Source organism: Simplicispira sedimenti, from assembly GCF_022760965.1.
GTDB classification, from domain to species: Bacteria; Pseudomonadota; Gammaproteobacteria; order Burkholderiales; family Burkholderiaceae_C; genus Simplicispira; species Simplicispira sedimenti.
The window spans coordinates 1-19,207 of record NZ_JAKVIJ010000014.1 but is presented as its reverse complement, the minus strand read 5'-3'; the positions used below and the strand labels follow the sequence as shown (position 1 = coordinate 19,207).

16 protein-coding genes are annotated in these 19,207 nt (G+C 67.2%); 7 read left to right on the top strand and 9 right to left on the bottom strand.

Translation table 11 applies throughout. From position 1 onward, the window contains the following. The first annotated feature begins 1 nt into the window (after position 1). The 4 genes from MJ602_RS14410 to MJ602_RS14395 are packed head-to-tail and all read left to right on the top strand — an operon-like array spanning position 2 to position 3,809. Entirely contained in the window at positions 2–1,477 is a 1,476-nt protein-coding gene (locus tag MJ602_RS14410) for an NADH-quinone oxidoreductase subunit M (RefSeq protein ID WP_243021528.1), read from the top strand. 24 nt (positions 1,478–1,501) lie between these two features. Next, positions 1,502–2,995 (top strand): NADH-quinone oxidoreductase subunit NuoN, encoded by a 1,494-nt coding sequence (nuoN, locus tag MJ602_RS14405; protein WP_243021527.1) that lies wholly within the window; start codon positions 1,502–1,504, stop codon positions 2,993–2,995. Positions 2,996–3,011: 16 nt separating this feature from the next. Next, positions 3,012–3,311 (top strand): DUF2818 family protein, encoded by a 300-nt coding sequence (locus tag MJ602_RS14400; RefSeq protein WP_243021526.1) that lies wholly within the window; start codon positions 3,012–3,014, stop codon positions 3,309–3,311. A 24-nt stretch (positions 3,312–3,335) separates the two neighbouring features. After that, positions 3,336–3,809, top strand: a complete 474-nt coding sequence (locus MJ602_RS14395) for a DUF1178 family protein (RefSeq protein ID WP_243021525.1) — start codon at positions 3,336–3,338, stop codon at positions 3,807–3,809. Positions 3,810–3,837: 28 nt separating this feature from the next. Here the strand turns inward: MJ602_RS14395 and MJ602_RS14390 are convergent, their stop codons facing one another. The 5 genes from MJ602_RS14390 to MJ602_RS14370 form a co-directional block, all read right to left on the bottom strand. Then, positions 3,838–5,661, bottom strand: coding sequence for an ABC transporter transmembrane domain-containing protein (locus MJ602_RS14390; protein ID WP_243021524.1), 1,824 nt, complete (start codon positions 5,659–5,661; stop codon positions 3,838–3,840). Between the two features lie 42 nt (positions 5,662–5,703). Further along, a complete protein-coding gene (locus tag MJ602_RS14385) occupies positions 5,704–6,810 on the bottom strand; it encodes a lipocalin-like domain-containing protein (RefSeq protein ID WP_243021523.1) in 1,107 nt (368 codons plus the stop codon). A gap of 7 nt (positions 6,811–6,817) precedes the next feature. Beyond that, a complete protein-coding gene (locus MJ602_RS14380; protein WP_243021522.1) occupies positions 6,818–7,915 on the bottom strand; it encodes a PLP-dependent cysteine synthase family protein in 1,098 nt (365 codons plus the stop codon). A 74-nt stretch (positions 7,916–7,989) separates the two neighbouring features. Next, complete coding sequence (locus MJ602_RS14375; RefSeq protein WP_162016560.1) at positions 7,990–8,346, bottom strand: hypothetical protein; 357 nt, start codon at positions 8,344–8,346, stop codon at positions 7,990–7,992. 85 nt (positions 8,347–8,431) lie between these two features. Continuing rightward, complete coding sequence (locus MJ602_RS14370) at positions 8,432–11,017, bottom strand: FtsX-like permease family protein (RefSeq protein ID WP_423246715.1); 2,586 nt, start codon at positions 11,015–11,017, stop codon at positions 8,432–8,434. A gap of 153 nt (positions 11,018–11,170) precedes the next feature. On the opposite strand from MJ602_RS14370, the gene MJ602_RS14365 reads away from it, so the two are divergent. After that, entirely contained in the window at positions 11,171–11,599 is a 429-nt protein-coding gene (locus MJ602_RS14365; RefSeq protein ID WP_162016558.1) for an Hsp20/alpha crystallin family protein, read from the top strand. 62 nt (positions 11,600–11,661) lie between these two features. Continuing rightward, on the top strand, positions 11,662–13,362 hold the full coding sequence (locus MJ602_RS14360) for a serine hydrolase (RefSeq protein ID WP_243021520.1): 1,701 nt from the start codon (positions 11,662–11,664) through the stop codon (positions 13,360–13,362). A gap of 12 nt (positions 13,363–13,374) precedes the next feature. On the opposite strand, the gene MJ602_RS14355 is transcribed toward MJ602_RS14360, so the two are convergent. The 4 genes from MJ602_RS14355 to gdhA all read right to left on the bottom strand — a co-directional run bounded on the left by MJ602_RS14355 (position 13,375) and on the right by gdhA (position 17,689). Continuing rightward, positions 13,375–14,022, bottom strand: a complete 648-nt coding sequence (locus MJ602_RS14355) for an ABC transporter ATP-binding protein (protein ID WP_243021519.1) — start codon at positions 14,020–14,022, stop codon at positions 13,375–13,377. Beyond that, positions 14,019–15,026 (bottom strand): tRNA (adenosine(37)-N6)-dimethylallyltransferase MiaA, encoded by a 1,008-nt coding sequence (gene miaA / locus MJ602_RS14350; protein ID WP_243021518.1) that lies wholly within the window; start codon positions 15,024–15,026, stop codon positions 14,019–14,021. Before miaA ends, MJ602_RS14355 begins: the two co-directional genes overlap by 4 nt. After that, complete coding sequence (locus tag MJ602_RS14345) at positions 15,004–16,257, bottom strand: multidrug effflux MFS transporter (protein WP_162016555.1); 1,254 nt, start codon at positions 16,255–16,257, stop codon at positions 15,004–15,006. Before MJ602_RS14345 ends, miaA begins: the two co-directional genes overlap by 23 nt. Before the next feature lie 88 nt (positions 16,258–16,345). After that, positions 16,346–17,689, bottom strand: coding sequence for an NADP-specific glutamate dehydrogenase (gene gdhA, locus MJ602_RS14340; protein WP_243021517.1), 1,344 nt, complete (start codon positions 17,687–17,689; stop codon positions 16,346–16,348). Positions 17,690–17,928: 239 nt separating this feature from the next. Between gdhA and MJ602_RS14335 the strand changes: the two genes are divergently transcribed. Further along, entirely contained in the window at positions 17,929–19,098 is a 1,170-nt protein-coding gene (locus MJ602_RS14335) for a glycerophosphodiester phosphodiesterase (protein ID WP_243021516.1), read from the top strand. The last annotated feature ends 109 nt before the right edge of the window (positions 19,099–19,207 follow it).

The window sequence follows — 19,207 nt, the reverse complement described above, 5'->3', positions numbered from 1 at the left end:
AATGGGTTTGTTGAGTCTTGCTATCTGGACGCCTATCGCGTTCGGTGCGCTGTTGCTGGCCTTTGGCAGTGACAAGCATGCGGGCGCTGTCCGCTGGCTGGCCCTGATCGGTGCTCTGATCGGGTTTGCTGTGACCTTGCCGCTTTATGAAGGCTTCAAGCTGGGCACTGCGGCGATGCAGTTCGTCGAGAAGGCCGTGTGGATTGAGGGCTTCAATATCCACTATCACCTCGGTGTGGATGGCATCTCGTTCTGGTTCGTGCCGCTCACGGCATTTATCACGGTGATCGTGGTGATTGCGTCGTGGGAATCCATCACCGAGCGCGTGTATCAGTACATGGGCGCCTTCCTGATCCTGTCGGGGCTGATGATCGGTGTGTTCGCATCCCTCGACGGCATGCTGTTCTACGTGTTCTTCGAGGCCACCCTGATCCCCATGTACCTGATCATCGGTATCTGGGGGGGGCCGAACAAGATCTATGCCGCCTTCAAGTTCTTCCTCTACACCTTGCTGGGCTCGCTGCTCATGCTGGTGGCGTTGATCTACCTGTACAACCAGTCCAGCGGCAGTTTCGACATTGCCACCTGGCACCAGCTGCCACTGAGCCGCACGGCGCAAACGCTGCTGTTCTTTGCCTTCTTTGCGGCCTTTGCCGTCAAGGTGCCCATGTGGCCTGTGCACACGTGGCTGCCCGACGTGCACGTCGAAGCGCCCACGGGTGGTTCTGCGGTGCTGGCGGCCATCATGCTGAAGCTGGGTGCCTACGGCTTCCTGCGCTTCTCGCTGCCCATTGCACCCGACGCCTCGCGTGAATGGGCATGGCTGATGATTGCCCTGTCGCTCATCGCCGTGATCTACGTGGGCCTGGTCGCCATGGTCCAGAAGGACATGAAGAAGCTGGTGGCCTACTCGTCGGTGGCGCACATGGGTTTTGTGACCCTGGGCTTCTTCATCTTCAACGGCCTGGGTGTGTCCGGCGGCATCGTGCAGATGATTGCGCACGGCTTTGTCTCGGCGGCCATGTTCCTTTCCATCGGCGTGCTCTACGACCGCGTGCATTCGCGTGACATTGCTGCCTACGGTGGCGTGGTCAACACCATGCCCAAGTTCTCTGCCTACGTGTTGTTGTTCACCATGGCCAACTGCGGCCTGCCGGGAACGGCCGGTTTCGTGGGCGAGTGGATGGTGATCCTGGGTGCCGTGCAGGCCAACTTCTGGGTGGGCCTGCTGGCTTCCACGGCCTTGATCTGGGGCGCTGCCTACAGCCTGTGGATGTTCAAGCGCGTGTACCTGGGCCCGGTGGGCAACGCCAACGTCCGTGCCTTGCTCGACATCGGCAGCCGTGAATTCTTCGTCATGGCGCTGCTCGCCATTGCCGTGCTGTACATGGGCCTGTACCCACGCCCGTTCACGGACGTGATGGATGCATCCGTGGCCGAACTGCTGCGCCATGTGGCCTTGAGCAAGCTGAACTGACCTGACCGAACAGAGAGACCCGAGATGATTGACAACATCAGTTGGCTGGCGATTTACCCGGAGATCGTTCTGCTGGTCATGACCTGCGTGATCGCGCTGGTGGACCTGGGCGTGAAGAGCCCGCAGCGCACGGCAACCTACGTGCTGAGCATGCTCACACTGGCGGTGGTGGCCGTGCTGCAGGGCGTGTATGCCAGCAGTGGCAACACCTTCTACGGCTTTGGCAACATGGTGGTGAGCGATGCCATGGGCAACTGGCTCAAGTGCTTTGCCACGGTGGCCATGATGGTGACCCTGGTGTACAGCCGCCCCTATGCCGCCGATCGCAGCATGCTGCGCGGTGGCGAGATGTTTGTGCTGGCCATGTTCTCGCTGCTGGGCATGTTCATCATGATCGGTGGCAACAACTTCCTGATCATTTACCTGGGTCTGGAGCTGCTCACGCTCTCCGGCTATGCGCTGGTGGGCATGCGCCGAGACAATGCCGTGGCCACCGAGGCTGCCATGAAGTACTTTGTGCTGGGTGCCATGGCCAGCGGCTTCCTGCTGTATGGCCTGTCCATGTTATACGGTGCGACGGGCTCGCTGGATATCGGCGAAGTCTTCAAGGCCATCGATTCTGGCCAGCTGCGTCACCAGGTGCTGGTGTTCGGCGTGGTCTTCATCGTGGCCGGGCTTGCGTTCAAGCTGGGTGCAGTGCCTTTCCATATGTGGGTACCTGACGTGTACCAGGGCGCCCCCACGGCCGTTACGCTGATGATTGCTGGTGCGCCCAAGTTCGCCGCCTTTGCCATCGTGATTCGTCTGTTGGTCGATGGCCTGCTGCCGCTGGCCCGGGATTGGCAACAGATGCTGGCTGTGCTGGCCATTGGCTCGTTGCTGGTGGGCAACCTGGCGGCCATCGCACAGACCAATCTCAAGCGCATGCTGGCCTACTCCACCATTGCACAAATGGGTTTCGTGCTGCTGGGCCTGATGTCGGGTGTCGTCAGTGGGCACGTGGACGCTTCCACGGCTGAAGCCGCCTATGCCGCGTCGATGTTCTACATCGTCACCTATGTGCTGACGACGCTGGCCACCTTCGGCGTGATCCTGCTGCTGGCGCGCGAGGGCTTCGAGAGCGATGAGATTGCTGACATGGCTGGCCTGAACCAGCGCAGCCCGCTGTATGCCGGCGTGCTGGCGGTGTGCCTGTTCTCGCTGGCCGGCATCCCGCCCTTGGTGGGCTTCTATGCCAAGCTGGCGGTCCTGCAGGCCCTGCTGGCCTCGGGCCAGACGGCATATATCGCCATGGCCGTGTTTGCCGTACTGATGTCCTTGATTGGCGCCTTCTACTATCTGCGTGTGGTCAAGGTCATGTACTTTGATGAGCCACTGACCGCCACCACTGTGTCTGCGCCGCTGGACGTGCGGATGGTTCTCACGCTCAACGGTGCGCTGGTGCTCATTCTGGGCATCTTGCCCGGTGGTCTGATGTCGCTGTGCGCAGACGCCATCATGCGTTCGCTGGCTTCCTGAGCTTGCCCGCCAGAAGATGCAAGACAGCTTCATCTGGATTGTGATCGTGGCGGCCTGCGTGGCCGCCAATCTGCCTTTCTTCAATCAGCGCGTCCTGGCCTTGGGCCCGGTGCGCGTGCCCGGCAAGCCACTGTGGCTGCGTTTGGCCGAGTTGCTGGTCTTGTACTTCGCGGTGGGCGGGCTGGCCTATGTCCTGGAAGGACGGGTGGGGCAGGTGGCCCCTCAGGGCTGGGAGTTCTTTGCCATTACGGCGGCACTCTTCCTGACGCTGGCATTTCCCGGTTTCGTGTACCGCTACCTGCTTCGCAGGCGCTGATCGCATCTTTGGGGCAACACACCCATGAAAGTGCTGGACTTGCGTTGTGCGCATGACCATGCCTTTGAAGGCTGGTTTGCCAATGAAGAGGATTTTCAGGGGCAGCTGGTGCGCGGCTTGCTCCAGTGCCCCGTCTGTGGGGATGGCCAGATCCGCAAGACCTTGAGTGCGCCCCGCATCCAGCGCAGTGCGATGCAGGAGCGTCCTCCCACCGGTGTGACACCGCAAGAGTCCGCCCCAGCCCCCCATGCCCCCGATGTGCCCGACGGGCTGCTTGCCAGCGTGCAGGCTGCTTGGCTGAAATGGGCACGCCAGGTCGTTGCGAAGTCAGAGGACGTGGGCGAGCGCTTTGCCCAGGAAGCGCGCAGCATCCACCGTGGCGACAGCCCCGAACGGCCCATCCGTGGCCAGGCCAGCCCGGCCCAGACCCTGGAGTTGCTGGAAGAGGGCATCCCCGTGCTGGCGCTGCCTGCCACGGCGACCGACACCCTGCACTGAGCGGGCGGCGAGCAGCCCCTGGGGCCTTTCAAGCCGCAAACTGCAGCGCCGCCAGGCGCGCATACACTCCACCGCGCGCCAGCAGTTCGGCATGGGTGCCTTGTTCGACGATCCGGCCGTGCTCCATCACCACGATCCGGTCGGCGTTCTGCACGGTGGACAGACGGTGCGCAATGACCAGCGTCGTGCGCTGGCCCTTGTGGCTGTGCAGCGCGCTGTCGAGCGCCGCCTGCACCATGCGCTCGCTCTCGGCGTCCAGTGCGCTGGTGGCCTCGTCCAGCAAGAGCAATGGTGGGTTCTTGAGCAATGCCCGTGCAATGGCGATGCGCTGGCGCTGGCCGCCCGACAGGCGCACGCCGCGCTCGCCCAGAAAGGTGTTGTAGCCGTCGGGCAGCGCGCTGAGAAAGTCGTGTGCAAACGCAGCACGTGCTGCGGCCACCACCTCGTCGTCGCTCGCGTCCGGGCGGCCGTAACGGATGTTGTCCATGGCACTGGCTGAAAAGATCACCGGGTCCTGGGGCACCGTGCCGATGCGGCTACGCAGCGCCTGCAGAGAGAGGTGGCGCAGATCAATGCCCTCAACGCAGATGCGGCCGCTGCCCTCGGGCGCTTGGGGCGGTACAGCATCGACATCGTAAAAGCGCTGCAGCAACTGGAACACCGTCGTCTTGCCCGCCCCGCTGGCGCCCACCAGGGCCACGGTTTCGCCGGGCTGCAGTTCCAGATCGAAGCCCTGCAGCGCTGCCTGCGTGGGGCGTGAGGGGTAGTGGAAATCCACATGCTCAAACCGCACCGCCAGCCCCCGCCCGGTGTCGGGCAAGGCCAGCGGCTGGGCGGGCTCGCGCACGGGTGACTGGGTTGCCAGCAGTTCCATGAGCCGCTCGGTGGCCCCGGCGGCGCGCAGCAGGTCGCCGTACACCTCTCCCAGCACGGCGGCGGCACTGGCCAGCAGCATCACGTACACCACCGTTTGCCCCAGGTGGCCAGCGCTCATCTGGTCTGCCAGCACCGCCTGGGTGCCACGGTACAGGCCCCACAGCAGCAGCCCCGCATTGGCAATGATGATGAACGCCACCAGCATCGCGCGGGTGCGTGAGCGCCGTTCCGCCGTGTCAAAGGCATGTTGTGTGGCCTGCGTAAAGCGCTGCGTTTCGCGGTCCTCGGCGGTGTAGCTTTGCACCACCGGGGTGGCATTCAGGATTTCGCCCGCAATGGCGCTGGAGTCGGCCACCCGGTCCTGGCTGGCCCGCGAGAGCTTGCGCACCCGCCTGCCAATCCACAGCGCGGGCAATACCACCGCCACCAGCATGAGGATGACGATGCCCATCACGCGTGGATTGGTCCACACCAGCATGATGACGGCCCCGCCACCCACCACCGCATTGCGCAGGCCCATGGACAGTGACGAGCCCACCACCGTCTGCACCAGCGTGGTGTCGGTGGTCAGGCGTGAAAGCACCTCGCCCGTCTGCGTGGTCTCGAAAAACTGAGGGCTCTGGCGCAGCACATGGGCGTACACGGCGTTGCGCAGATCGGCGGTCACGCGCTCTCCCAGCCAGCTCACCAGGTAAAAGCGCACCGAGGTGAACAGCCCCAAGGCCACGGCCACGGCAAACAGCAGACCAAAGTTACCGCGCAAGGCCATGGCCTGGGCGCCCCGGTCGCTGGCGGCCAGGCTGCCGTCGATCAGGGTGCGCAGCGCCAGCGGAAACGCCAGCGTGGCCGCCGCTGCCAGCAGCAAAAAAGCCAAGGCCAACAGCATGCGCGTGCGGTAGGGGCGCAAAAAGGGCAGCAGGCCGCTGAGCGAGCGGGCCTTGCCTTGCACCTCGCGTGGGTTCGGAGAAGACGACATAGCCTGCCAGTGTAGGCCGCTCGGGCCGTCGGTGCAGGCTTCCTACAACCGCAATGCGCGGGCGTAGCCCGTCATCTCTAGGTACCCCCGGCCCACCGACTGGCCCGAGGCGTCGTGCAGATCCGACAGGCCCTCCCAATAAATGGCGCCGGTCGAAGCGCTGCTGTCCAGCTCCTGGTCGTCCACCAGGGCGCGCACCTCAAAGCGTCCGGCGGGCGTCTCCACCCGCCATTGCACCGGGTAGCGCGCACCGCTGTGCGGGCTGGTCCAGTGCCGCACCGCGGTGAAGGCCACGCTGCCTTCGTCAAACACCTGCACCGCACCCCCGGCAGGCCGCCAGGAGCCGCCCGCCCACAGCGCCGATCCATCGGCCCGGCGCAGCCGAAATACCGTGAGCGCCGCGCCGTCGTGCAGGTTCATGCCGATCCAGTCCCAGCCCACGGCCTGGGGGTGCATCAGGGCCTCGCTCCATTCGTGGTCCAGCCAGGCGCGGCCCTGGCCGGGGGCGATGCGCCAGCGCTGGCCGCCCAGCACCAACTCGCCCTGCACGGCCAATTGGGGCTGGCTGTAGTAGTGGCTGGCCTGCACTGCCTCGGGGCCCTTGCGCGAGAGGCCTTCGCGGCCCTGCAACAACACAGGCTGGGTGGTGTCGCATTCCAGGTGCAGGCCCAGCGTGTCGCCCTCTACCCGCGCCGTGTAGCGGCTGCCCTGGCCCAGTGCCCTGCGGGTGAGCGACCAGCCTTGCAGCCGCAGCCCAGTATCGGCCTCGCTGGCTTCGGCCAGGCCCGGCCAGGCGCGGGCAATGCGCTGGTCGTGGTGCAGCCTGGCATGGGCCACATCGGTGATGGCCGCGTGCGCAAACAGCAACTGCTTGGCCGCAAACGCCGAGCGCAGGCCCTGCGTGCCATCCACCCGCGAGCGGAAAAACGTGACCTGAAACCCCCACAGCCGCCCCGCCGTCTGGGCGTGCCCGGTCATGTACCACCACTCGGTACGCAGCTCGGGGTGGCTGCCATGGTCGCGCGGGAACTCCAGCCGTCGCGCGCTCAAGCCCGGCGCAGCGCCGGGCCACAGCCCCAGCGCACCCAAGCCCAGGGCCAGCGTCCTGCGGCGCAGGCTGGGCGGCGTGGCGGTGAGGGCGGGGGGCATGGCAGGATCAGGTCAGCAAAGCGTCGATCTTCTGCTGCGCCGCCGTGCAGTCGCCAAAACTGCGCTCCACCCAGTCCGCGTCGCAGTAGGTGGGCAGGTAGCGCTCGCCCGCATCACACAGCAGCGACAGGATGGAGCCCCGCTCGCTGCGCGCGCGCATCTCGTGCGCCAGCGCCAGCATGGCGACAAAGTTGGTACCCGTGGACGGCCCCACGCGCCGCCCCAGCAGTTGCGACAGCGCGCGCATGGCGGCCACCGACTCCACGTCGGGCACCTCCACCATGCGGTCCACCAGCGTGCGGATGAAGCTCGGCTCCACGCGCGGGCGGCCAATGCCCTCGATGCGCGAACCCGGCGCCGTGAGCGTGGCGTCGCCCGTGCGGTGGTAGGCGCTGAACACCGAGCCCGCCGGGTCGGCCACGCACACCTGCGTGGCGTGGCGCTGGTAGCGCACATAGCGACCTATGGTGGCGCTGGTGCCCCCCGTGCCCGCGCCCACCACAATCCAGCGCGGCACGGGGTGCCGCTCGCGCTGCATCTGCGTGAACATGCTCTCAGCAATGTTGTTGTTGCCGCGCCAGTCGGTGGCGCGCTCAGCGTAGGTGAACTGGTCCATGTAGTGCCCGCCGGTCTGCGCAGCCACTTCGCGGGCGGCGTCGTACACCGCGCCCGCGCCGTCCACGAAATGGCAGCGCCCGCCATGGAACTCGATCTGCGCCACCTTCTCGGGCGAGGTGCTGCGCGGCATCACCGCCACAAAGGGCAGGCCCAGCAGGCGCGCAAAGTACGCCTCGCTCACTGCCGTGGAGCCGCTTGATGCCTCGACGATGGTCGAGCCCTCGCGCACCCAGCCGTTGCACAGCGCATAGAGGAACAGCGAGCGCGCCAGCCGGTGCTTGAGGCTGCCCGTGGGGTGGGTGGATTCGTCCTTGAGGTACAGGTCGATCCCGCTGTGCTCAAAGGCCGGCAGGCGCAGCGGGATCAGGTGGGTATCGGCGCTGCGTTGGTAATCGGCTTCGATGCGGGCGATCGCTTCGTGGAGCCAATGGGAAGAAGTGCACGCATCCGAAGATGGGGCAAAGGGTGCGAGGGGCTGATGCTTCATGCGCCAGATTGTCGCAGCCCGCCGCAGCCCCTGACCCACCAGGTATCGGCGGCTGGGTGGGGTGGTGGGCGCCGTTACTGAGCGCTTTCCAGCCACCAGGCAACTTCGCCATTCGGCTCTGTGACGGCGTATTTTCCATCCTGCTTGACGAAGCTGACACAGCGATCGTCAAGTCTGCGTTTGTTCCAACGCACGCAGTACCCGGCATCGCCTTGGCGGCGCCAGGGACCGACGTCGTTGTAGCCTTGACTGGCAGTGGCGTAACCGTCAGCCTTCAAATGGATTTCAACAACCAGGCCACTCTTGATGTTGGTGACCTTGAAGGGAGCAGCAATGATCTTTTCGAATTCATCCTTGGACACAGAAGTATCCGCAGCGTAGCTGCTGCTCGCGAGCAGTGCAGCACAGAGGAGAGCACGGTGGAGGTACATCGCTGACCCTTTCTTTGTTGATGAATGTTGGACGCTAGCCGGTTGGCCAATAGCAGTCAATCGGAAAGACCCCGGCAGTCTGGACCTACCAATCCTCCTTCACCGCCAACACCGCATCCCGCCCCGCAGCCGCCCGCCCGGCCACCCAGGCCGTCACCGTGCCCGCCAGCACCACGGCAGCGCACAGCGCCAGCAGCCGCCCCAGCGGCACCCGCAAATCCATGGTCCAGTGGAAGCTCTGCGGGTTCACCACATGCACCAGCACCACCGATACGGCCAGGCCCAGCAGCAGGCCGGCGGCCGTGCCCACTCCTGTCCAGGCGGCGCCTTCGGCGGCCACCACGGCCAGAATCTGGCGGCGCGTGAGGCCCAGGTGGGCGAGCAGGCCGAATTCCTTGCGCCGCGCCAGCACCTGTGCGCCAAAGCTGGCCGCCACGCCGAAGAGGCCGATGCCAATGGCCACGGCCTGCAACCAGTAGGTGACGGCGAAGCTGCGGTCGAAGATGTGCAGCGATCGGGCGCGGATGGCATCGGCCGAGACGAATTCGAGCCGGGGTGTGCCGTCCTCGACGCCGGGCGCCAGTGCTTCGATGGCCTGGCGCAGCGCGGCGCTGTCGGTGCCGGGCTGGGGCCACAGGGCCAGGTCGGTGGGGCGGGCGTCGCCGGTCAGGCGCTCGTAGTCGGCCTGGTCCAGCGCCACGGCGCCGCTTTGGCGGGCATAGTCGCGCCACACGCCTGCTATAGAAAAAGGAGCTGCTTGCGCTTTTCCCTCTTGCCCTGGAGCCCTAAAAGACCTTGAAAGTGCAGGCCAGTCCATGCCAGGCTGCAGGCCGTACAGGTCCACCACCGCCTCGCTGATGTAGATGCCCACGCGCCCCGGCGGTACGGGGAGCGCGGCGTCCACCAGCGGCAGGCGCTGGGCGGGGTCGCTGCCCAGGGGGCGGGCCAGCAGCGTGAGGGCGGGGCGTGCCGGATCCAGTTGCACCGGGCTGGCGCGCAGGGGCTCCACACGCTGCACGCCGCTCAGGCGGGCGACGTCTTGCGCCAGTGTGGCGGGCAGCAGGGCGGCATCGCCCCCGGCAACTTGTAGCGACGAGCGCAGGTACAGCGGCGCGGGCAGCACGGCGTCCAGCCATTGCATGACCGAGCCGCGAAAGCTGGCCACCATCACGGTGAGCGCCACGGCCAGGCTCAGGCTGGCCACCACGCCGCCAATGGCGATGGCCGCGCTGCCGCGCATGCGCCGCGCGCGTTCCAGTGCCAACAGGGGCAAGGCGCGGGATGCCGCCAACGGGTGCAACAAACGCAGCAGCAGGGCCACGGCCCAGGGCAGCAGCGCCATGCCACCCACCAGCAGCAGCCCCACCGACAGGTAGGCTGCTACCGGCACGCCCGCAATCGGTGGGGCCAGTGCCAGCAGTGTGGCGGCAGCCAGCAGCGCCAGGCCAGCGGTGGCCCGGTTGGGCGCGCTGGCCGCCTGGCCCAGGCCCTTGAGGGTTTGCGCTGGGGGCAGGGCTTGCGCGTTGCGTGCGGGCCACCAGCCGCCCGCCAGCGCCGCCACCAGGCCCAGGCTGCCGTACAGCAGGGCGGTGGCGGTGCTCCAGCGCAGCGCGGGCTGCACACCGGCAAAGTAGCCTCCGCCCAGGTCGCCGCCCAGCAGGTGCAGCGCGGCCTGGGCCAGCAGCGTGCCCAGGGCGATGCCTGCCACGCTGCCCGCCAGCCCCAGCAGGCCCGATTCGAGCAGCACCAGCGCCAGCCGCTGCCCTGGCGTGGCACCCAGCACCGCCAGCAGCGCAAACTGCGGCGCGCGCTGTGCCACGCTCAGCGCCAGCACCGAAAACACCAGAAACGCCCCTGTGAACAAGGCCACCAGCGCCAGCACCGTGAGGTTGACGCGGTACGCGCGCGACAGCAGGCTGATGCGCTCGGCGGCATCCCCCGGCTGCACCGCCATGGCGTGGGCGGGCCACCAGGGCTGGCTGCGCAGCGCCTGCGCGAAGGCGCTGCGGTCGGTGCCGGGCTGCAGGCGCAGGTCGATGCGGCTGAGCGCGCCGCCGCGCCCGAACAGGTCTTGCGCGGCGCCCAGGTCCATCACGGCCAGGGCGCTGCCACCGGCTGCCACACTGCCAGCCACGCGCACCACATGGCTCTGGCTGCCTGCCTGCAGCACCAGTGTGGGGGCGGGCTGTGCCGCCTGCGTGGGCAGGCCCAGCGCCTGGAATGCCGCCGCGTTGAGGAACACGGTGGCGGGCTCGAACAGCGCAAACCGCTGGCTGCCATCCCAGGGCCGGGGCATGAGGGCGGGGGCCATGCCGGGCAGCACCAGGGCGTCGGCACCCAGCACGCGCAGCGGGGTAGCGGTGCCGCCGCTGGCGCTGCGCGCCATGGCGGTGAGCTCCAGCACCGGGCTGGCCTGGCGCACCTGGGGGTGCGTGGCCAAGGGGGTGTACAGGGCCTCATCCAGCGCGCCCTGCATGGCGCGCACCTCCAGGTCGGGCTGGCCGTTGACGCTGCGCACCGCCTGGGCAAATTCATCGAGCGCCGAGCTGTTGATGAGCTGCACGGCAAACGCCAGCGCAACGCCCAGCATCACCGCCACCACGGCCGCCGCACTGCGCCAGGGGTGGTGGCGCAGTTCCTGCCAGGAGAAGGTGCGCAGCAAGGTCCACATCGGGCGCATTGTGCGGGCGGAATGTGCCCTGTGCAGTCCGTGGGGTTGGCCCTTGAAAACAGGCACCACCGATCCCACACTGGAAACCAGAAGCCGCTGCACCAGCGGCCCCTTCGCAAACCCTCCCAACCTGTAGTGACAAGGAGCTTGACCATGAACTCTCTCGTATCGCGCGGCAGCCTGTTCGATGACTTTTTCAAGGACATTGCGCCCGGCTTCTACGTGCGCCCGCTGCATGGCGACAGCCTGCCTGCGCCCTCGCAGATCAAGGTGGACGTGAAGGAAACCGAGGGCGGCTACACCGTGCAGGCCGAGGTGCCAGGCGTGCCCAAGGAAGACATCCATGTGTCCGTCGAAGGCAATGTGGTGAGCCTGCGCGCCGAGGTGCGCCAGCTCGACCAGAAGACCGAGGGCGAGAAGGTGCTGCGCTCCGAGCGCTACTACGGTTCGGTGGCCCGCAGCTTCCAGCTGCCCGCCGACATCGACGCCGCCCAGGCCAAGGCCAAGTACGACAACGGCATCCTCACGCTCACCCTGCCCAAGAAGTTGAACAACAGCTCACAGCGGCTCAACATCGAGTAAGCCACAGCCCTGTGGCACCATGCTGCCCACGGCGCCCGCTGCGGTGCTGACAGGGGCCGCGCATGGACAGATGGAGCTTGACGGGGCGCTGGGCATGGGTTGCCGTGCTGGGGTGCTGCTCGGTTTGGGCGCTCCCAGCTTTCTCGCAAACCGATGCGCCCGATGCCGCCACATCGATTCGGGATGGCCTGGATTGGGCCAGCCCTGCCGATGCCCTGGCCGTTGCAGGGCTTGGGCGCCAGAGGGGTGTCGCCGAAGTGGGCGTGTTGCGCCAGGGGCAGGCGCGCTATGGCATCGCCCGCAACCGTGTGGAGGCCGCGCCTGCACAGGCTTTGTTTGAGGTGGGATCGATCAGCAAGGTCTTTACCGGACTGCTTCTGGCTCAGGCCGTGGAGCGCGGCGAGCTGTCTCTGGACGACACCGTGGGCCGTCTGTTGCAGGGCCAGGCCTTACCCGATCTGCCACCGCGCGTTGCGGCCATCACGCTTGGCCAGCTGGTCACGCATACGTCGTGTCTGGCCAGGTTGCCAGGCGATTTCTTTCGTGCAGGCTACGACGCCGCCAACCCCTACCAACGCTATGACCGCGTGCGGCTGTGGGCGTCCTTGGCCCAGGCGCGGCTGGTCCAGGCGCCACCCTGCCAGAGCAGCTACAGCAACTGGGGCTTTGGCGTGCTGGGCGAGCTGCTGTCCGTGCGCTACGGCAGGCCGTGGGCCGAACTGGTGCGCGAGCGCATTACCGCGCCGCTTGGCATGTACGACACGGTGCAGGAACTGGGTGACAAGGCGTCGCGCCTTGCGGTGCCGCATGAAGGCGAGCAGGTCGTCTCGTCTTGGGACTTTGACGCTTTGGCCGGAGCGGGAGCACTGCGGTCCACCACGGCAGACATGCTGTTGTTCAGCCGCGCTCTGTTGGCGGGGCGCGAAGGGCCGCTCGGCCCTGCGGCAGAGCGCATGTTCACGGTTCTGGCGGAGCATGAGGGTGCGCCGATAGGCTATGCGTTGATGCTGCGCGACCAGGGCGGCAAGCAGACCTGGCTGCATGGCGGTGGCACCGGGGGATACCGTGCGGTATGGTTGCTGGCGCTCGACAGTGGGGAGGCAGTCATCGCCTTGATGAGCAATGCGCGTGCACTGCAATCGGACGTGATGGCGCCCCTGCTGCGCATGCGCCACCCCGCACCCGAGGGGCGGCCTGCTGTGCCGGGCGATGCCATTGACCAGCATGTGGGCACGAACCGCGCTTCGCCACAACTGACCTTCGGATTTGTGGTGCGTGACGGCCAGTTGCACAGCCGCGCCAGCGGCGGCCGTTTCGAGCCGCTGCAGGTGTGGGGCGCGCCTGGTGAGGGCCGTTTCACCCAGCCCGCGACGGGGCGGCAGTTCCGCTTTGTTCGCGATGGTGCCGGGCCTGCCACGGTGCACTACGAGCGCTTTGGTGTGCGGCTGAAGGCCGTGCAGGTGCAGGAGTCGCTGCTGGCGCTGGATGCGCCCGTGTCCGACGAGGCCTTGGCGCCCTATGGGGGGCGCTATCGTCTGGCGGGTGGCGCGGTGTTCGATGTGCAGGTTCAGGATGGGCGTCTGCAGGTGCGCCTGGGATCTCAGCCACGGTTCACCGTGTACCCCGTGCTTGGCCAGCCCGATCGCTTTGGCTACGACAGCATTCGCGCCGAACTGCAGTTTGAGCGCTACCCCAGTGGCGAGGTGCGTGCCGTGGTGCTGCACCAAAACGGGGTGCAGCGGGCCCTACGCCTGGAGCCTTGAGCCGCTGGGCGGTCAGCCGATCCCGTCGCTGCGCAGCCGCAGCACCCGGTCGGCGCGTGCTGCGGCGCTGGCGGAGTGGGTGACCAGCACCAGCGCCGCGCCCTGTTCGCGCGTCTGCGCCACCAGCACCTCCATTGCGCGCGCCGCCGTGCTGGGGTCGAGGTTGCCGGTGGGCTCGTCGGCCAGCAGCAGGCCGGGTCGGTGCACCAGGGCGCGGGCGATGGCCACGCGCTGCAACTGCCCGCCGCTGAGCTGCTGCGGCAGCCGTGGGCCCAGGCCCTGCAGGCCCACGGCGTCCAGCATGGCTTGCACCCGTGCGGCATCGGGGCGGCCCAGCAGCATCAGCGGCAGGGCCACGTTCTGCGCCACGTCCAGGTGCGGCAGCACGTGAAAGGCCTGGAACACAAAGCCCACCTGCGCACGGCGCCACAGGGCGCGCTGGGCGTCGTCCAGCAAGCCCAGGTCGGTGCCGCCGTGCACGATGCGCCCGGCATCCCAGTGGTCCAGCCCCGCCATGCAGTTGAGCAGGGTGGACTTGCCCACGCCCGAATCACCCACGATGGCGACAAATTCACCCGGCGCAACGGTGAGGTGCACGTTCTCGAACACCGTGGCCTCGCCGTAGCGCTTGGCCAGGCCGTCCACCACCAGCAGGCTCATGGTGTGCTGCCGTCCAGCCGTGCCAGCACGGCGTGCACCAGGTCGGCCACAGCGGTGGGCCGGTCGCAGGCGATGGTGTGGCGCTGGGGCATGCCGCGCAGCCAGGTGATCTGGCGCTTGGCGAGTTGCCGCGTGGCGGCAATGCCGCGCTCGCGCAGCAGGGCGGTGTTCAATGGTGTGCCCTCGGGGCGCGTGGCCTGAAAGTCCAGTTCCTCCCACACTTGGCGGTAGCCCACGCAGCGCATCGATGGCAGGTCGGCGTGCAGGTCACCGCGCGCGCGCAGGGCACGCACCTCGTCCACAAAGCCTGCGGCCAGCATGGCGTCAAAGCGCTGGGCGATGCGCTCGTGCAGCCAGGTCCGGTTGTCGGGTTCCAATGAAAAAAGGGCTCCAGCGCTTATGGGACTTGCGCTGTCAGCTATTGTTTTGATAGTGTGAAAGCTCGACAGCGGGCGGCCCGACACCTGCCACACCTCCAGTGCGCGCTGGATGCGCTGGCTGTCGCCGGGCGCCAGGCGGGCGGCGGTGACCGGGTCCACGCGCGCCAGCTCGGCGTGCATGCCGGGCCAGCCGATCGCGGCGGCCTGGGCTTCGAGCTGGGCGCGCACAGCGGGGTCGGCAGCGGGCATGTCGTCGATGCCGTCCAGCAGCGCCTTGAAGTACAGCATGGTGCCGCCCACCAACAGCGGCAGCGCGCCGCGCGCGCGGATGTCGGCAATGAGCCGGGTGGCGTCCTGCACGAACTCGGCGGCGCTGTAGGCCTGCAGCGGGTCGCGGATGTCGATCAGGTGGTGGGGCACGCAGGCCAGTTCCTGCGCTGTGGGCTTGGCGGTGCCGATGTCCATGCCCCGGTACACCAGGGCGGAATCGACGCTGATGATCTCCACCGGCATGCGCTTGCCGATCACGGCGGCCAGGGCCAGGGCCCCAGCGGTCTTGCCCGAGGCCGTGGGGCCTGCCAGGGCAATGGCTTGCGGGGCATCAACGGGGTTCACGCGGCTCACGCGGTTCTCCAAATTTCTGTACCAATGTCCAGGCGATGGCGGCCAGCAGCACGGACCAGAACCACACCCCATGCACCAGCGGCCACACCGTGCCGTCCAGGTGCGTACCTACCCAGCCGCCAATGGCAAAGGCGGCCAGCATCATCATGAAACCATTGAGTGCAGAGGCCACGCCCGCCGCCTGCGGAAACGGCCCCACGGCGCCCGTCTGCCCACAGGGCTGGTGGATGCCGTGCCCCAGCATGAACAGGTAGAACGGCGCCAGCAACGCCCAGGGCTGGTGCCAGCCCATCCAGGCCACCAGCGCCATCAACGTGCAGCCGCCCAGGCTCAGGCCACCTGCCAGTGCCACCGTGCGGCGCAGGCCGTGGCGTGCCAGCAGGCGGCGGCAGACGAAGGTGCCCACAAAGTACGCCAGCGCGGTGGACAGCAGCACCCAGCCGTATTGCGTGCGCGACAGGCCCAGCACCTCGATGAACACGAATGAGGACGCCGCCAGGAAGGTGAACAGCCCGCCATAGGCCGCCGTGGTCAGCAGCGAGAACGCCCAGAACGTGGGGTGGCGCAGCACGGTGCCCCAGGTGCGCAGCAGCATGCCGGGCTGCAGGGCCTGCGGGTTGGGCCGGGCCAGCGTCTCGGGCATGCGCAGCGCCACCAGGGCCAGCGTGGCCACGGCGTAGGCGGTGAGCGCCAGCAGCGCCGCGCGCCAGCCCAGCCATACCGTCAGCAGCCCGCCCAGTGGCGCGCACAGGCAGGCCACCAGGCCCAGGCCGGTGAGCGCCTTGGACATGGCGCGTGCCCCGGCCAGCGGGGTGTACAGGTCGCGGACGATGGCGCGCGCGCACATCACCACCGCGCCCATGGCCGCGCCCTGCGCGGCGCGCCAGGCGATCAGCAGCGCCATGGACGGCGCGAAGGCGCTGGCGAGGGACGCAGCGGTGTAGATGCACAGCCCCGCCAGCAGCACTGGGCGGCGGCCAAAGCGGTCGGACAGCGGCCCCCACACCAGTTGCGAGCAGCCAAACGCCAGCAGCAGCGCGCTGAGCGTGAGCTGCCCCGTCGCCACGCTGGCGCCCAGGTCGCGCGTGAGCGCGGGCAGGGCGGGCAGGTACAGATCGGTGGTGACGGGCTGGATGGACAGCAGCAGCGCGAGCACCACGATGGCCAGTCCCTGGGACACGGCCACGGGCGGGGCGGCTGCGGGAGGGGCGGAATCGGAGCGGGCAGACATATCCGTTTGAGCGTACCAGATGCGGGCGCGCAAGCCGGGCGCAAAAAAAGGGGCCGAAGCCCCTTTGCCGTTGGTGCGTGCGGGACGCTCAGATCACGCCCTGGGCGATCATGGCGTCGGCCACCTTCACGAAACCGGCCACGTTGGCACCGTCGATGTAGCTGATCGAGCCATCGGCACGCTTGCCATACTTCAGGCAGGCGGCATGGATGCCTTGCATGATCATCAGCAGGCGGTTGTCCACTTCTTCAGCCGTCCAGCTCAGGCGCATGGCGTTCTGGCTCATTTCCAGGCCCGAGGTGGCCACGCCACCGGCGTTGGATGCCTTGCCGGGCGCATACAGCACGCCTGCGGCCTCGAAGGCCTTGGCGGCTTCGATGGTCGAGGGCATGTTGGCGCCTTCGGCCACGCACAGCACGCCGTTCTGGATGAGCGTCTTGGCGTCGTTCTCGTCCAGTTCGTTCTGCGTGGCGCAGGGCAGGGCCACGTCCACCTTGACATGCCAGGGGCGCACGCCGGCCTCGAACTTCACGCCGGTGCGCTGGGCATAGTCGCTCACGCGGCCGTAGTGGTGGTTCTTCACGTCCATCAGGACGGCCAGCTTCTCGGGGGTGAAGCCGTCCTCGTCGATGATGGTGCCGCTCGAATCCGACACGGTGATGACCTTGGCGCCCAGTTGCATGGCCTTTTCCACGGCGTACTGCGCCACGTTGCCCGAGCCGGAGACCGACACGCGCAGGCCGTCAAAGCTGCGGCCGCGGGTCTTGAGCATTTCGTCAGCGAAGTACACCGTGCCGTAGCCAGTGGCTTCGGGGCGGATCAGCGAGCCGCCGAACGACAGACCCTTGCCCGTGAACACGCAGTCGGCGCGGTTGCTGAGCTTCTTGACCATGCCGGCGATGAAGCCCACCTCACGGCCGCCCACGCCGATGTCGCCTGCGGGCACGTCGGTGTCGGCGCCCACGTGGCGGAACAGCTCGCTGGCGAAGGCCTGGCAGAAGCGCATGATTTCAGCGGGGCTCTTGCCCTTGGGGTCGAAGTCCGAGCCGCCCTTGCCGCCGCCCATGGGCAGCGTGGTCAGCGCGTTCTTGAAGGTCTGCTCGAAGGCCAGGAACTTGAGCACCGACAGGTTGACCGAGGGGTGGAAGCGCAGGCCGCCCTTGTAAGGGCCGATGGCCATGCTGTGCTGGATGCGGTAGCCACGGTTGACTTGCACCGTGCCGTGGTCGTCCACCCAGGACACGCGGAACATGACGATGCGCTCGGGCTCCACCAGGCGCTCCAGCAGGCCGTGATCGGCATAGCGCGGGTGCTTTTCGATGAAGGGCCACAGGCTCTCCATCACTTCGGTGACCGCCTGGAGGAATTCAGGCTGGCCGGGGTTGCGCTGTGCTACCTGCTCCAGGAAGCTGCCTACGGACTCGTACTTCATATCAGGGCCTATGTGGGTGGAAAAACGCGGGCGATGCGGCACCGCAGCACGAAATTATGCCAAAAGAACATGGGAAAATGCACCAAAGCTATGCACGAATACCTGATACGGTGCAAAGAACGCACGAAAAATGTGCGTTGGTACGGGTATGCGATCTGTTTTGGTGCGGTGGCGCGGGGTCACGCCGCTGTCACGGGGCGGCGGCAGAGTGGGCGATTTTGATCGGAGGAAAACCCCCTATGTCCCCATTCCATACCAAGGCCGGCCTGCTGGCGCTGGCCTCCATCGCGCTGCTGACCGCCTGCGGCGGCGATGGTGACGACGCGTATCCCACCCTCACCGGCGACAAGCCCCTGGTGCTGGGCCACCGTGGTGCCAGCGGCTACCTGCCAGACCACACGCTGGAAGGCTACAAAAAGGCGATCGAACTGGGGGCCGACTTCATCGAGCCCGACCTGGTCGCCACCAAGGACGGCGCGCTGATCGCCCGCCACGAGCCCAACATCACAAGCACCACCGACGTGGCCCAACGCCCCGAATTTGCCGCGCGCAAGACCAAGAAGGTGGTTGATGGCGTCGAGGAGGAGGGCTGGTTTGCTTCTGACTTCACCTTGGCAGAGATCAAGACCCTGCGCGCCGTTCAGCCGCTGGCCGAGCGTGACCAGAGCCACAACGGCAAGTACCCCATCCCCACGCTCGAAGAAGTGCTGGACCTGGCCAAGACCGAGGGCGCGCGCGTGGGTCGCACCGTGGGTGTGTACCCCGAAACCAAGCACCCCACCTACCACGGGAACCTGGGGCTCAAGCTCGAAGACCGCCTGCTGGCCGTGCTGGCCAAGTACGGCTACACCAGCAAGACCTCGCCCGTGATCGTGCAGTCGTTCGAGGTGTCCAACCTCAAGTACCTGCGCACCAAGACGCAGGTGCGCCTGGTGCAACTGGTGGATGCCGACGACGTCAAGCCCGACGGCAGCATGTCGCTCGTGGCGCCCTACGACAAGCCCTACGACTTCGCCCTGGCGGGCGACCCGCGCACCTTCGCCAGCCTGCTCACGCCGGAGGGGTTGAAGGAGGTGAAGACCTACGCCGACGGCATCGGCCCCTGGAAGCCCTACCTGATCCCCTCGAAGCAGGTGGACGCCAACAACGACGGCAAGCCCGACGACCTGAACGGCGACGGCAAGATCGACGAGCGCGACCGCGTGATGCTGCCCCCCACCGCCGTGGTGAAAAACGCCCACGCCGCCGGCCTGTTCGTGCACGCCTACACCTTCCGCAGCGAGGCACGTCGCCTGGCCTCGGATTTCAAGGGCGACCCCAAGGCCGAATACAAGCTGTTCTACGACCTGGGGGTGGACGGCGTGTTCAGCGACTTCCCGGACCACGCCAAGGCGGCGAGGGACCATTGATTCGAGGCAGTCCCAGGACGACGTCAGGCAATGAGGTTGCCCCTGAAAAGTGGAGTTCTTAACCCTTGTTGAAAATACCGACAAGGAGTTCAGAGATGAGTGACAAGCA